This window comes from Stutzerimonas sp. (assembly GCF_982611455.1).
Window position 1 is genome coordinate 1 of record NZ_CEXBBO010000014.1, and the last position, 14,509, is coordinate 14,509.

Genomic DNA, 14,509 nt, shown 5'->3' on the forward strand with positions numbered 1-14,509 from the left:
GGTGGAATCCGGGTATTTTGCCAAAATCTGGAAGTCTTCTTCAGAGTTTCCCTAATGGCAAAGTGCAAGTGCGGTTAGTCGGCATCCAGCAACGCCATGAGCGCTTTTGCCGCATTCGACAGGGTGCGCTCTGTATGCACGATGTAGCCGAGTTGCCTGGACAGTTGAATGCCAGGTAACGACAAACGCACCACCTGTTCATCGAGCATGGTTCGGGGCAATACACTCCAGGCGATGCCAATGGAAACCATCATTTTGATCGTCTCCATATAGTTGGTACTCATCGCGATGTTTGGCGTGAGCCCTTCACGCTCGAACAACCGCTGGGCGATATGGTGGGTGAAGGTGTTGCCGCCGGGAAACACGGCGGGGTAGGCGGCTATATCGGCCAATGTGATATCCGGTTTGTGCGCCAGCGGATGCTCCGGGGCAACGACGAAATCCAGTGGGTCGTCCCACACCTTGCCGGCACGAATCGGCGCCGCGGTTTGCGGTGCCAAGGTGATTACGGCGAGCTCAGCTCGGCCGTGCAGGACTTCTTCGTAGGCGATTTCCGAATCGAGGAAACGGATGTCCAGGTTCACATTGGGATAGGCGCGGGTGAAGGCTCTAAGCAATGGCGGCAGGCGATGCAGGCCAATATGATGACTGGTTGCCAGGCACAGCCGGCCACTGACATCGCCGTTCAGGTTGGTCAGTGCGCGGCGTGTGTCGTCCAGCACGTTGAGGATCTGGTAGGCGCGGGGCAGCAGCGCTCTGCCGGCTTCGGTCAGCCCGATATCCCGTCCGAGTCGGTCGAACAGCCGTACGTTCAGTTGTGATTCCAGCGCTGCCAGCCGTTTGCTTACGGCTGGCTGAGTCAGATGCAGGCGTTCTCCGGCCAAGGAAAAGCTACCGGTCTCGGCGATGGCGATAAAGGCATTGAGGCTAGCGAGGTCCATCGGTTCGCTCCGGCGGAAGAAGTAGACGGCGAGTGCAGATCAGTAAAAGGGAGCAGCTTATCGCTATTCCATTATGGAATGCATTGAATGAAAAATATGAATTTGAGTAATTCGATGCAACCCAATAGCATCAACCCCATAAGCAAAAGGGCTATTGCCCAAGAAACTGATGAGGAACGTCTGATGGCTGGCAAAACGCTCTACGACAAGCTCTGGGAAATGCATGAGGTCAAACGCCGCGATGACGGCTCGTCATTGATCTACATCGATCGTCATATTCTTCACGAAGTGACCTCGCCGCAGGCCTTTGAAGGCCTGCGTCTGGCTGGCCGCAAGCCGTGGCGCGTCGACGCCAACATCGCTACACCCGATCACAACGTGCCGACCACCAAGGGCGAACGCCAAGGTGGCCTGGAGGCGATCGCCGATGAGGTTTCGCGCATTCAGGTACAGACCCTGGACGAAAACTGCGATGACTTCGGCATTCTCGAATTCAAGATGAATGACATTCGTCAAGGCATCGTCCACGTGATCGGCCCGGAGCAGGGCGCGACGCTGCCGGGCATGACCGTCGTGTGCGGCGACTCTCATACCTCGACCCATGGCGCATTCGGGGCGCTGGCCCACGGCATCGGCACCTCGGAAGTCGAGCATGTGCTCGCCACGCAGTGTCTGGTCGCTAAGAAGATGAAGAACATGCAGGTGCGTGTCGAAGGCAAGCTGCCTTTCGGTGTGACTGCCAAGGACATTGTGTTAGCAGTGATCGGCAAGATCGGCACTGCCGGCGGTAACGGGCATGCGCTGGAATTTGCAGGCAGCGCCATTCGCGACTTGTCGATGGAAGGCCGCATGACCATTTGCAACATGTCCATCGAGGCCGGCGCGCGCGTGGGCATGGTGGCTGCAGACGAAAAGACCATCGCCTACGTCGAAGGTCGACCGTACGCCCCCAAAGGTGCCGACTGGGAACGTGCCGTCACCGCCTGGAAGGACTTGGTATCGGATGAGGACGCTGTCTTCGATACGGTGATCGAGTTGAAAGCCGAGGACATCAAGCCGCAGGTGAGCTGGGGTACATCTCCAGAAATGGTTCTGGCTGTCGATCAGAGCGTGCCAGACCCGGCGGTGGAAGCCGACCCGGTCAAGCGCGATTCCATTACCCGCGCGCTGAAATACATGGGACTGCGCGCCAACCAGCCGATTACCGATATTCAGCTCGATCGCGTATTCATCGGCTCCTGCACCAACTCGCGTATCGAAGATTTGCGCGCCGCTGCTGAGGTGGCTAAAGGCCGCAAAGTGGCCGCTACGGTCAAGCAGGCGATGGTCGTGCCGGGTTCCGGGCTGGTCAAGCAGCAAGCCGAGGCGGAAGGGCTGGACAAGATCTTCCTCGAAGCCGGTTTCGAATGGCGTGAGCCAGGCTGCTCCATGTGTCTGGCGATGAACCCAGACAAACTGGGCAGTGGCGAGCATTGCGCCTCTACATCCAACCGTAACTTCGAAGGGCGTCAGGGCGCTGGTGGCCGGACGCATTTGGTCAGCCCGGCCATGGCTGCCGCCGCTGCAGTGACCGGCCGTTTCGTCGATGTTCGCGAATTGATCCAGGCCTGAGGAGACCGACATGAAAGCATTTACCCAGCACACCGGGCTCGTCGCGCCGCTCGATCGGGCTAACGTCGACACCGATCAGATCATTCCCAAACAATTTCTGAAGTCGATCAAACGCACCGGCTTCGGCCAGAATCTGTTCGATGAGTGGCGTTATCTGGATGTCGGGCAACCGAATCAGGATTGCGTGAATCGCCCAGTGAACAAGGAATTCGTGCTGAATTTTCCGCGTTATCAGGGCTCCAGCGTGCTGCTCGCTCGTGAAAATTTCGGCTGCGGTTCGTCCCGCGAGCATGCGCCATGGGCGTTGGACGAGTACGGCTTTCGCGCCATCATCGCGCCGAGTTTTGCCGATATTTTCTACAACAACAGCTTCAAAAATGGCCTGCTGCCGATCGTATTGAAGGAAGCGGAAGTCGACGAGCTGTTCGCGCAGGCTGAAGCCACCGAGGGCTACCAGCTCACCGTGGATCTGGCCGCCCAAACCGTTACTCGCCCAGACGGCAAGCAGTACAGCTTCGAGGTCGATGCCTTCCGCAAGCATTGCTTGCTTAACGGCCTCGACGACATCGGGCTGACGCTGGAGGACGCGGATGCAATCAAGACTTTCGAAGCCCGTCACCAGCAGGCCCAGCCCTGGTTATTTGGCGCGATCAAGTGAGCCCGCGGCGATGAAGCGCTTTCATATCGCTTTGGCGGTGAATGATCTGGAGGCGTCCATCGCTGATTACGACCTCCGCCTTGGCCAGTCGGCAGATGTAATAGTTCCGGGCCAGTACGCCATGTGGCGCACCGATCTGCTGAACTTTTCCATCAATCAGCAACCGGGATGTGGCGGCCAGCTGCGTCACGTAGGCTTCGAGGATGATGGGGCGCAAGGCTTTACAAGCGAGACGGACGTGAACGGTTTGGCTTGGGAGTTGTTCTCCGCCGTTGAGCAGGATTTACGCATCAGACAGATGCACGGTGAGCCGGTAGCCGATTGATTTTCAGGCGGTCGCCAGTGACCACTCCACTAGAGATTTGAGGAAGCGATGAGCAAACAAATTCTGATTCTTCCCGGCGATGGCATCGGCCCGGAAATCATGGCCGAAGCGGTCAAGGTGCTGGAGTTGGCTAACGATAAATTCCAGCTCGACGTCCAGTTGAGCTACGACGAGCTGGGTGGCGCGGCGGTCGACAAATATGGTGTGCCGCTGGCCGATGAAACCCTGGCACGTGCCCGCGCGGCCGACGCCATATTGCTCGGTGCGGTCGGTGGTCCGAAGTGGGACACGATCGATCCGTCGATTCGTCCTGAACGCGGTCTGTTGAAGATCCGCTCGCAGCTTGGCCTGTTCGGCAATCTGCGTCCGGCGCTGCTGTATCCGCAGCTGGCAGAAGCCTCCAGTTTGAAGCCGGAGATCGTTGCTGGTCTGGATATTCTCATCGTCCGTGAACTGACCGGCGGCATCTATTTCGGCCAGCCACGCGAGAGCAAGGTGCTGGAAAATGGCGAGCGCATGGCGTTCGACACGCTGCCGTATAGCGAGAGCGAGATTCGCCGCATTGCCAAAGTCGGTTTCGACATGGCGCGCGTCCGCAACAAGAAACTCTGCTCGGTGGACAAGGCCAACGTGCTGGCGTCCAGCCAGCTGTGGCGTGCGGTGGTGGAGGAGGTCGGCAAGGATTATCCGGACGTCGAGCTAAGCCACATGTACGTCGACAATGCGGCGATGCAGCTGGTGCGTGCGCCCAAGCAATTCGACGTGATCGTCACTGACAACATGTTTGGCGACATCCTGTCGGATGAAGCTTCCATGTTGACCGGTTCGATCGGCATGCTGCCGTCTGCTTCCCTCGACTCGAATAACAAAGGTATGTTCGAGCCGTGTCATGGCTCCGCGCCGGATATTGCCGGCAAGGGCATCGCGAATCCGCTGGCGACCATCCTCTCGGTTTCGATGATGTTGCGCTACAGCTTCAATCAGGTCGCTGCGGCGGATGCGATCGAACAGGCGGTCAGCGATGTGCTCGACCAAGGGCTGCGTACCGGCGACATCTGGTCCGATGGTTGCCAGAAGGTCAATACTCAGGCGATGGGCGACGCAGTAGTCGCGGCGCTCGCGAAGCTGTAATCTCTTTGGCCCATTGCACCGGCCGTTGAAGAGCTTGCGGGGCGACGGCTAGGCGGTAACGCCAAGTGATGGCAGGGCGGATTATTCAGCACAGACTGGATGTCGCGCCCTCGCTTTCCAACCCGAAAAGCACAGTCTGTTACGGCCCGCCGGTGGGCCACTTTATATAGGTGTTGTTTGCGATGAAACGTGTAGGTCTGATCGGTTGGCGCGGTATGGTGGGTTCCGTGCTCATGCAGCGGATGCTGGAGGAGCGGGACTTCGACCTGATCGAGCCAGTGTTCTTTACCACTTCCAACGTAGGCGGTCAGGGGCCTTCCATTGGCAAGGATACTGCGCCGCTGAAGGACGCCTACAGTATCGAGGAGCTGAAAACCCTCGACGTGATTCTCACTTGCCAGGGCGGCGACTACACCAGCGAAGTATTTCCCAAACTGCGCGAAGCGGGTTGGAACGGCTATTGGATCGACGCAGCGTCGACCCTGCGCATGCATGACGATGCCGTCATCGTGCTGGATCCAGTCAACCGTAAGGTGATCGATCACCAGCTGGATGCGGGCACCCGTAACTACATCGGCGGTAACTGCACCGTCAGCCTGATGCTGATGGGCCTCGGCGGCCTGTTCGAGAACGGTCTGGTCGAATGGATGAGTGCCATGACCTATCAGGCAGCCTCCGGTGCGGGCGCGCAGAACATGCGTGAGCTGATCAAGCAAATGGGCAGCATTAATGCTTCGGTTGCGGATGAGCTTGCCAATCCGGCCAGCGCTATTCTGGAAATCGATCGCAAGGTCGCCGAGCGCCAACGCTCAGAGGCGTTCCCAGTGGACAATTTCGGCGTTCCGCTGGCGGGTAGCCTGATTCCCTACATCGATAAGGAACTGCCGAATGGGCAGAGCCGTGAAGAGTGGAAGGCTCAGGCTGAAACTAACAAGATTCTCGGTCGTTTCAAGAGCCCTATCCCGGTAGATGGCATCTGCGTGCGGGTTGGCGCGATGCGCTGTCACAGCCAGGCGTTGACTATCAAACTGAACAAGGATGTGCCGATTTCGGACATCGAAGGCATGATCAGTCAGCATAACCCCTGGGTGAAGCTCGTTCCGAACCATCGTGACGCGAGCATGCAGGAGCTCAGCCCTACCTCGGTAACCGGCACCTTGAGTGTTCCGGTGGGTCGTCTGCGCAAGCTGAACATGGGTTCGCATTACCTGGGCGCTTTCACCGTTGGTGATCAGTTGCTTTGGGGAGCGGCCGAGCCGCTACGCCGCATGCTGCGGATCCTTCTGGAGCGATAATCTAGAAAGAAGGTCGACAAAAAAGCGCTCCGGCTGTGCCGCGGCGCTTTTTTTATGCGAAAGGGTGTCCTTTGCTTTCCCATGTGCTGCCGCGGTGAGCCCTGGTAGCACCCCGGCGCTGAGCGTAAATCCGATCATGCAGAGCGTCTGAATGCTGGCGGTCGTATTGCGGCCTGCCTGCTGTACGCGAACACAATTTGTGGAGTGTGTCTGATAACGTGCCAAAAGGCGCGGCGGTCAATGTCGTGCGGTCTGGTGAGTTGTTGATAAAACGCTATCTGTAAAAGATACTTACCGGAAATTCGAAGAACTATTCTAGCTAACAACGCTGTTTAGGCTTATCGCTGACGGGGAGCCGCCACCAGGCGGGCGCAGGCAGTGACTATAAGACCCTCTCGAAGATCCGAGAAAAGTTAAAACAAGGGATTTACATAATGGTTCGGGTTCGAAATTTGGTGCTGGCAATCGCGGCTGCTACCGCGCTGACTTCCGAAATGGCTTACGCGCTGGGGCTGGGGGAGGTCACGCTGAAGTCGGCGCTGAATCAACCGTTGGTCGCTGAAATCGAGCTGCTAGATGCGAAAACATTGACGCCGGGTGAAGTGGTTCCGGTTCTAGCTTCTGCCGAGGATTTCAATCGGGCCGGTGTCGATCGCCAATATTTTCTGACGGACCTGACCTTTACCCCTGTTTTGCGTCCTGACGGCAAGAGCATCATTCGAATTTCATCGACAAAACCGGTTCGCGAACCCTATTTGAATTTCCTCGTCGAAGTTCTCTGGCCAAGTGGCCGTCTCCTGCGTGAATACACCTTGCTGCTGGACCCGCCGCTTTACTCCCCGGAGATCGCTGCTGCCGTCGCGCCCCAACTTCCGATTGCTGCTGCCCCCGTTTCTCGCCCGAGCTCAACGCCGCAAGCTGCGACCCGATCTGCACCCGTGAGCGCTCCTGCTAGTACTTCTTCGCTGCAAGGTGATCAGTACAAGGTCACCCCGAATGACACGCTTTGGGAGATCGCTGAGCGCGCGCGTCAGGGCGGAACCGTGCATCAGACCATGCTGGCCATTCAAGACCTGAATCCAGATGCTTTCATTGGTGGCAACATCAATCGAATGAAAAACGGGCAGGTGCTTCGGTTGCCCAACGCCGAGCAAATTGGCAGTCGCTCGCAAGCGGAAGCGATTCAGCAAGTTGCGCAACAGAACGCCAGCTGGCGTCAGGGCGTGGGTTCGGTTGCAGCAGGTACACGTCAGCTCGATGCCACTCAGCGTAGTTCGGCCGGAGCAGCGCCATCTCGCAGCGAACAGGGCGATAATCTGCGACTGGTTGCACCGGAAACCGGCACGTCCACGACAGGTAGCGATACCGGAACTGGCGAGGACACCAAGGCTCTGCGTGACAAGCTTGCCGTTACCGAGGAAAGCCTCGATTCAAGTCGTCGTGAGAACCTGGATCTCAATGATCGCCTCAGCGATCTCCAAGGCCAGCTGGACAAGCTGCAACGTCTAATGCAGCTCAAAGACAATCAGCTTGCCAAGCTGCAGGCCCAGCTGTCGACCGGGGCGGAGCCGGGAATTGATGCGGCGGCGCCGATAAGTCCTTCAACCGATGCGGTCGATCCAAGCGCTGCCGTTGCGCCAGAAGCCGTCGCGCCCGCATCTGAAGCAAATGCCAAACCCGAAAATGCCCCTGAAACCTCCGCACCACAAGCGCCTCAGGAAAAACCAGCAGCCACATCTGAGCCTGCTGAGCAGGCACCCGCCGCACCGGCTCCGATTGTCAAAGAGCCGGAGGCGGATAGCTACTTCGACGAATTGATGGCCAATCCTGTTCTGCTCGGCGTGGTGGGCGGTAGTGCACTGTTGCTGTTGCTTGTCGGTTTGATGGCGTTGTCTCGTCGCAATGCGATGAAAGAGGCCGAACTTCAAGAAAGCCTGCTCGCTGATAGCGCACCAGACAATCTTTATGTAGCTGAGCAGGGGTTCGATTCCTCTGATATCGAAGCAGCCGATCAAGGCGCTGCAGTAGATTTCGACAACAATTCGACCGGCTCGCTTGCCGGTGCCACCAACGACCCGCTTGCCGAAGCCGATATCTACATCGCGTACGGTCGTTTCAATCAGGCCGCGGATCTTTTGCAGAATGCGCTGAACGATGAGCCGCAGCGCAGCGATTTGCGTCTAAAGTTGATGGAGGTTTACGCCGAACTCGGTGACCGTGATGGTTTCGCCCGGCAAGAAGCGGAGCTCCGCGACATTGGAGGCGCTTCGGCCGCTATCGACCAGATGAATGCCCGATACCCTGCGATGGGTGCCGCAGCCGCTATCGGCACCGCAGCAGCAGTCGCCGCAAGCGATGATGATTTCGACAGCTTCAGTCTGGATGATCTCGAGCTCGACGAGCCTGCCCCCACCCCTGTTGCAGAGCAGAGTGCCGACGACAGCTTCGACCTGAATCTTGACGATCTTGAGCTCGACGATGGCCTGTCGGGGACTGCTGTAGCGCCGACTGGCGAGGCCGCTCCAGAACTTGATGAGCTTAGCTTTGACGAACTCAGCCTTGATGCAGCGGCACAAGAGCAAGCCACGGATGATTTCTCTTTCGACCTGGAACAGTCGTCCAAGTCGAATGATGTATCCCTTGAGGATGAGCTCGCAGGCTTCTCGCTTGATCTCGATGACGAACAGCCGACGACATCGCCCAGCGATGAGGAATTGATGCTGGGTCTCGTTGATTCACCGTCTGAACCTGCGCCGCTCGATTCTGCCGCAGATGAGGTCGATTTCGAGCTTTCCGATTCGGCGCAGCCCGCTGCTATGCCGGACGAGTTCGATCTGTCTCTGGGTGACGAGTCCACCCAAGAGACGACGCCGGATGCCTTCACCTCCGAACTGAATGAGATCGAGGCCGAGCTAGGCGACCTTTCGCATGATTTGGAAGAGCCGCTCGACCAGCAAGAGCTGGCTTCGGCACCTGCGCTTGTTGAGCCGGAATCGGAATCGCTTGACGACGACTTCGATTTCTTCTCCGATACAGACGAAACCACTACCAAGCTGGACCTCGCTCGCGCCTACATCGATATGGGTGACGCTGAAGGTGCGCGCGATATCCTCGATGAGGTCATGAGCGAAGGTAGTGACACTCAGCAGCAAGAGGCGCGAGAGATGCTCGCCAAACTAGCCTGACCATGATCGAAGCAGTACCTGAAGCGGCAGCCACATCGGCTGCCGCTGGCGTTTCCAGAATTGCCCTCGGCGTCGAATATAAAGGCTCGCGGTATAGAGGGTTCCAGCGTCAGCGCGATGGGGTGCCGTCTATCCAGTTATCGCTGGAAAACGCGTTAAGCAAGGTCGCCGGCGGCCACCCTGTAGTGCTGAGTTGTGCTGGGCGTACGGATGCTCTCGTTCACGCCTGCGCCCAGGTGGTGCATTTCGATACGCCAGTGACACGCTCCATGCACGCATGGGTAATGGGCGCGAACATGAATTTGCCGGGTGACATCAGTGTGACCTGGGCCAAGGAAATGCCCAAACGTTTCGATGCACGTTTCAGTGCTATGGCGCGCCGTTACCGCTATGTCATCTACAACGATCAGATTCGGCCGGCGCATCTTGCCGAAGAAGTGACTTGGAACCATCGTCCGCTGGATGTCGCGCGCATGCGCGAAGCGGCCAAATGGTTCGTGGGCACTCATGATTTCAGCGCCTTCCGGGCACGTCAATGCCAGGCGAAATCGCCAATCAAGACTATTCATCACCTGGAATTGCTCGAGTACGGCCGGCTTATTGTCATCGATGTTCGCGCCAACGCTTTTTTACACCATATGGTGCGTAACTTTGCCGGTGTGCTGATGACCATTGGCGCGGGCGAGCGTCCCGTGGGATGGGCGCGAGAAGTGCTGGAATCACGAATACGGCGAACCGGTGGGGTCACGGCGCATCCCTACGGCCTATATCTCGTTCAGGTGGATTATCCCGATGAGTTCGAATTGCCTGAACGCTATCTCGGGCCGCACTTTTTGTCGGGCTTGCCGGATGTTCGAATTTACCCAAGCTAGCAACACGCTGAGATGGTCGGAGGCGGTCATCAGAACCGAAGTTGTTCTCAGCGCGAAGCAGGTTGCAGCCTGTGGCGCTTTTGTTACCATCCGAGGTCTTTTCTCGCAGGTACCTGCCGTTGGCCATTGTCCGTAGCAAGATATGTGGGATCACCAGTGTTGAGGACGCGCTTGTTGCTGCCGAAGCCGGAGCAGATGCGATCGGCTTGGTGTTCTATGCCAAGAGTCCGCGAGCGGTAAGCATTCAACAGGCACGCGCGATCATTGCCGCACTCCCTCCTTTCGTTACCACTGTTGGCTTGTTTGTTAACGCGTCGCGCTGCGAACTCAACGAAACGCTCGATGCGGTACCGCTGGATATATTGCAGTTTCACGGGGATGAATCACCGGCCGATTGTGAAGGCTTCCATCGGCCTTGGTACAAGGCGTTGCGGGTCAGGCCCGGCGACGACATTCGCGGCCAGGCGGCTCGCTATGGCGGCGCCAGCGCAATTCTGCTGGACACCTTTGTTGCCGGCATTCCAGGCGGGACAGGGGATGTCTTCGACTGGACTTTGGTTCCCGCCGATCTGCCCAAGCCTCTGATTCTCGCTGGCGGGCTTACCTCCGAGAATGTGCTACAGGCCATTGCCCAGGTGCGGCCGTTCGCTGTCGATGTTAGCGGCGGGGTAGAACTGCGCAAAGGCGTCAAGAGTGCTGAGCGCGTACGTGAATTTGTTCGACGGGTTAGAACGGCGATGTGACGAACCGAGGGTCCTTGCCGTCCAGTTACCATTCGCTGGATTGGCGAGCCCGCAATCGATCTCCCGACATTGATAAAGGGGTCGAGTTTCAGCGGTAGCGCCATCCGGTCTATCGCCAACGTGACGCAGTGAGCTCCGACTGGAGACCGGTCGCAACGATAAATTTGCCTGGTGCGTGCATCGATACGTGCGGGACTGAAAAGCTGTGGAGAATAAAAGCATGAGCAACTGGCTGGTAGACAAGCTGATCCCTTCGATCATGCGCTCGGAAACGCAGAAAAGCTCAGTGCCTGAAGGCTTATGGCACAAGTGTCCATCGTGCGAGGCGGTGCTGTATCGCCCCGAGCTGGAGAAAACGCTGGATGTTTGCCCGAAGTGCCAGCATCACATGCGTATCGATGCGCGTACTCGCCTGGATATCTTTCTTGACAAAGAGGAGCGCGAGGAGCTCGGTGCCGAGCTGGAGCCTGTCGATCGCCTGAAGTTTCGTGATAGCAAAAAATACAAGGACCGTCTCTCCGCTGCACAGAAGCAGACCGGTGAAAAGGATGCCCTGATCGCTATGCGCGGCACTCTGTTCAACATGCCGGTCGTGGCTTGTGCGTTCGAGTTCTCCTTCATGGGTGGTTCCATGGGAGCGGTCGTTGGCGAGCGTTTCGTCCGTGCGGCGAATGCAGCACTCGAGCAGCGATGCCCGCTGATCTGTTTCGCTGCCTCCGGCGGTGCCCGGATGCAGGAAGCGCTGATCTCGCTAATGCAGATGGCCAAGACCTCTGCCGTGCTGGCCCGTATGCGTGAAGAGGGGCTGCCATTCATTTCCGTGCTTACCGATCCGGTTTACGGCGGTGTATCGGCCAGCCTGGCAATGCTCGGTGACGTCATCGTTGCAGAACCCAAGGCACTGATCGGTTTTGCCGGACCGCGAGTGATCGAGCAGACCGTCCGCGAGAAACTGCCGGAAGGGTTCCAGCGCAGCGAATTCCTGCTTGAGCACGGTGCCATCGATCTGATCATCCCGCGTGCCGAACTTCGCGCTCGCCTATCCCGTCTGCTCGCTCAGCTGCAACAGCTGCCAACACCGGCCGAACCCGCATTGGTGACGGCTGACGCATGACCCGGCGGAGTCTGCAGGAATGGCTCGATTACCTCGGGCGGCTGCACCCTACCGCCATTGATATGGGCCTTGATCGTTGCCGCGAGGTAGCGACAAGGCTCGGGCTGACGCGTCCGGCTCCGCAGGTCGTTACTGTTACCGGCACCAATGGCAAGGGTTCGACTTGCGCTTTCATCGCTCAGATGCTGGCAGGGCAGGGCAAAAAGGTAGGCGTTTACAGTTCGCCGCATCTGCTGCGTTATAACGAACGTGTGTGTATTGACGGTGCCGATGTCAGCGACGCCGCACTGTGCGAAGCATTCGAGGCGGTTGAGTACGCGCGCAGCTCCGTTTCTTTAACTTACTTCGAAATGGGTACGCTCGCCGCTTTCTGGCTTTTTGAACGCGAAGCGCTGGATGCCGTGGTTCTGGAGGTCGGGCTTGGTGGCCGTCTCGACGCGGTAAACCTGGTTGACGCCGACGTTGCAGTGGTCACCAATATCGGCCTGGACCATGCCGAATGGCTGGGAAACACCCGCGAGAGCGTTGCGTTCGAGAAGGCGGGGATATTCCGTCGTGCAAAGCCCGCCGTATGTGGCGATCCTGCACCGCCAGAATCATTGCTTGAAAGCGCCGTCCAGTCCGCTGTGCCCTTGCTTGTTCGCGGGCGCGATTTCGACCTAGTGAGGGAGGTCGGGTGCTGGCATTGGTGTGGTCAGGATGGTGCTGGCAACCCACTGGAGCTACGAAACCTGCCGATACTTGCATTACCACTGGAGAATGCAGCCTTGGCGTTGCAGGCGTTTGCGTTGCTCAAGCTCTCCTGGCAGCCGGAGCGGCTGATTGAATCGCTCCAGAACACACGCGTTACCGGACGCCTGGATCGTCGAACGATCCGCTGGAAGGGGCGCGACCTGTCGATACTGCTCGATGTTGGACATAACCCGCACGCGGCTGCTTACCTTGCCCAACATCTGCAAGCTCAGCCGAAGCGTGGGCGCCGGCTTGCGGTTTTCGGTCTGCTGGCTGACAAGGATCTGGCTGGCGTGATCGATGTGTTGATGCCTGTTATCGATAGCTGGGCCGTTGCGCCCTTGGCTACGCCTCGCTCTCGTCCCGCTGCTGAGCTAAGTGAGGCATTGATGGAACGGGGCGCCTCCGTCAGTATCTACCCCGGTGTGTCCCAGGCGCTCGAAGGGCAGTGCGATCAGGCTGTCGACGAAAACGAGATTTTGCTGTTCGGATCTTTTTATTGTGTAGCTGAGGCGCTGGACTGGCTCGATCGGCACGCAGCGAATGGAGGGCAAGGCATTGGTGGATAAAGGATTGCTGCAACGTATCGTGGGTGCGTTGGTGCTGGTTGCGCTGGCGGTGATATTCGTGCCGATGCTGTTCAATCGTGAAGACGATGGCCGTCAGGTCGCCGTGGATGCGCCGGAGATGCCAGAGGCGCCTGCTGCGCCAGTGATCGAGACGCAACCCGTCGAGGTGCCGGAACCAGACGTCGAGCCCTTCCCGGAAGAGTTTGAGATCATCGAAGAGGAGCCGACGGTCGAGTCTGAAGTGCCGACAGCTCCGATCAGCCAGGTTCCTGTGCCTTCCACAGAGGCGGAGTCGGCACCAGTCGAGCCCGAGCCAACCGCCACCCAGACGCCGACAGCTCCAGCGGAAGAGCAGCGGCTGGATACGGCCAATCTACCTGTCAGCTGGTCGGTGCAGTTGGCCAGCCTGTCCAGCCGCGACAACGCCGATAAGTTGCAAAAGACGCTTCGCTCCCAGGGCTACAACGCCTATATCCGCACGGCAGACGGGATGAATCGCGTATTTGTCGGGCCGCTGGTCGAGCGGGCTGAAGCCAATCGCCTACGTGATCAGTTGCAGCGACAGCAGAAGCTGGACGGCTTCGTCGTGCGCTTCAAACCTGAGCAGGGTTGAAACCTGGACCTTAAGTCGCTTGCTGCAGATGGATCGCCGCTGGGGCTGGCCTACGCGGTTTCGCTGTTCCGGCCAGCAGAAGAAAGATCGCGGCGCTTACTCCGTGACAGGTGCTCTGCTAAAATACGCCGCCTTTCCCCTTTGCAGGAAACCCCGTGACGTTCACCTGGGTCGATTGGGCGTTTATCGCCGTTGTGGTCATCTCCAGCCTGATCAGTTTGAAACGCGGTTTCGTCAAGGAAGCGCTTTCTCTGCTCACCTGGATAATCGCTGGCGTCGTGGCCTGGATGTTCGGTGGCGCGCTGTCTCATCATCTCGCCGAGTTCATCAGTACCCCGTCCTTCCAGATCATCGCGGCCTGCACGATTCTGTTCGTCGTGACGCTGCTAGTAGGCGCACTGGTCAACTTTCTCATTGGGGAACTGGTTCGTGTTACCGGCCTGTCCGGCACGGATCGCTTTCTTGGAATGGTCTTCGGTGCAGCTCGAGGTGGGCTACTGATCGTGGTGCTGGTTGGTTTGCTCAGTCTTGCACCTGTGCAGCAGGACCCCTGGTGGCGTGAGTCGACATTGCTACCCCATTTTCTGTTGGTCGCTGATTGGTCGAAGAACCTGATTCTTGGGTTCGGGAGTCAATGGGTGGCCGGCTCGCTCGATGCTTCCGGCTGAGACGAGAATTTTCTACGGGCGTGCCGAAGGCTTCGAGCCGGCGTCACGTCCG

The 14,509-nt window shown here is 58.3% G+C and carries 13 protein-coding genes and 1 pseudogene; 13 read left to right on the top strand and 1 reads right to left on the bottom strand.

From position 1 onward, the window contains the following. Positions 1-74: 74 nt before the first annotated feature. On the bottom strand, positions 75-941 hold the full coding sequence (locus AC2LD7_RS10405) for a LysR family transcriptional regulator (protein ID WP_484597664.1): 867 nt from the start codon (positions 939-941) through the stop codon (positions 75-77). Positions 942-1,124: 183 nt separating this feature from the next. Between AC2LD7_RS10405 and leuC the strand changes: the two genes are divergently transcribed. The 13 genes and pseudogenes from leuC (at position 1,125) to AC2LD7_RS10470 (ending at position 14,457) form a co-directional block, all read left to right on the top strand. Further along, positions 1,125-2,552, top strand: coding sequence for a 3-isopropylmalate dehydratase large subunit (gene leuC, locus AC2LD7_RS10410; RefSeq protein ID WP_484597665.1), 1,428 nt, complete (start codon positions 1,125-1,127; stop codon positions 2,550-2,552). 10 nt (positions 2,553-2,562) lie between these two features. Further along, positions 2,563-3,210 (top strand): 3-isopropylmalate dehydratase small subunit, encoded by a 648-nt coding sequence (gene leuD / locus AC2LD7_RS10415; RefSeq protein WP_484597666.1) that lies wholly within the window; start codon positions 2,563-2,565, stop codon positions 3,208-3,210. A gap of 10 nt (positions 3,211-3,220) precedes the next feature. After that, positions 3,221-3,535, top strand: a complete 315-nt coding sequence (locus AC2LD7_RS10420; protein ID WP_484597667.1) for a VOC family protein — start codon at positions 3,221-3,223, stop codon at positions 3,533-3,535. A gap of 48 nt (positions 3,536-3,583) precedes the next feature. Next, complete coding sequence (gene leuB / locus AC2LD7_RS10425; protein WP_484597668.1) at positions 3,584-4,666, top strand: 3-isopropylmalate dehydrogenase; 1,083 nt, start codon at positions 3,584-3,586, stop codon at positions 4,664-4,666. 182 nt (positions 4,667-4,848) lie between these two features. Further along, complete coding sequence (gene asd / locus AC2LD7_RS10430; RefSeq protein ID WP_484597669.1) at positions 4,849-5,961, top strand: aspartate-semialdehyde dehydrogenase; 1,113 nt, start codon at positions 4,849-4,851, stop codon at positions 5,959-5,961. Positions 5,962-6,155: 194 nt separating this feature from the next. Further along, positions 6,156-6,245: pseudogene (locus AC2LD7_RS10435) on the top strand (aspartate-semialdehyde dehydrogenase); the annotation flags it as partial. A 150-nt stretch (positions 6,246-6,395) separates the two neighbouring features. After that, the gene (locus AC2LD7_RS10440; RefSeq protein WP_484597670.1) at positions 6,396-9,146 is read left to right on the top strand and encodes a motility hub landmark protein FimV; all 2,751 of its coding nucleotides are present in this window, start codon (positions 6,396-6,398) and stop codon (positions 9,144-9,146) included. Between the two features lie 2 nt (positions 9,147-9,148). Next, positions 9,149-10,018 carry a tRNA pseudouridine(38-40) synthase TruA gene (truA, locus tag AC2LD7_RS10445; protein WP_484597671.1) on the top strand — a complete coding sequence of 290 codons (870 nt, stop codon included), beginning with the start codon at positions 9,149-9,151 and terminating at the stop codon, positions 10,016-10,018. A gap of 119 nt (positions 10,019-10,137) precedes the next feature. Next, positions 10,138-10,761 carry a phosphoribosylanthranilate isomerase gene (locus AC2LD7_RS10450; RefSeq protein WP_484597672.1) on the top strand — a complete coding sequence of 208 codons (624 nt, stop codon included), beginning with the start codon at positions 10,138-10,140 and terminating at the stop codon, positions 10,759-10,761. A gap of 220 nt (positions 10,762-10,981) precedes the next feature. Then, positions 10,982-11,875, top strand: a complete 894-nt coding sequence (accD, locus tag AC2LD7_RS10455; protein ID WP_484597673.1) for an acetyl-CoA carboxylase, carboxyltransferase subunit beta — start codon at positions 10,982-10,984, stop codon at positions 11,873-11,875. Then, positions 11,872-13,176, top strand: coding sequence for a bifunctional tetrahydrofolate synthase/dihydrofolate synthase (folC, locus tag AC2LD7_RS10460; RefSeq protein ID WP_484597674.1), 1,305 nt, complete (start codon positions 11,872-11,874; stop codon positions 13,174-13,176). The genes accD and folC overlap by 4 nt, the downstream gene beginning before the upstream one ends. After that, positions 13,151-13,789 (top strand): SPOR domain-containing protein, encoded by a 639-nt coding sequence (locus AC2LD7_RS10465; protein WP_484597675.1) that lies wholly within the window; start codon positions 13,151-13,153, stop codon positions 13,787-13,789. Before folC ends, AC2LD7_RS10465 begins: the two co-directional genes overlap by 26 nt. 155 nt (positions 13,790-13,944) lie before the next feature. After that, positions 13,945-14,457, top strand: a complete 513-nt coding sequence (locus AC2LD7_RS10470) for a CvpA family protein (RefSeq protein WP_484597676.1) — start codon at positions 13,945-13,947, stop codon at positions 14,455-14,457. Positions 14,458-14,509: the final 52 nt, after the last annotated feature.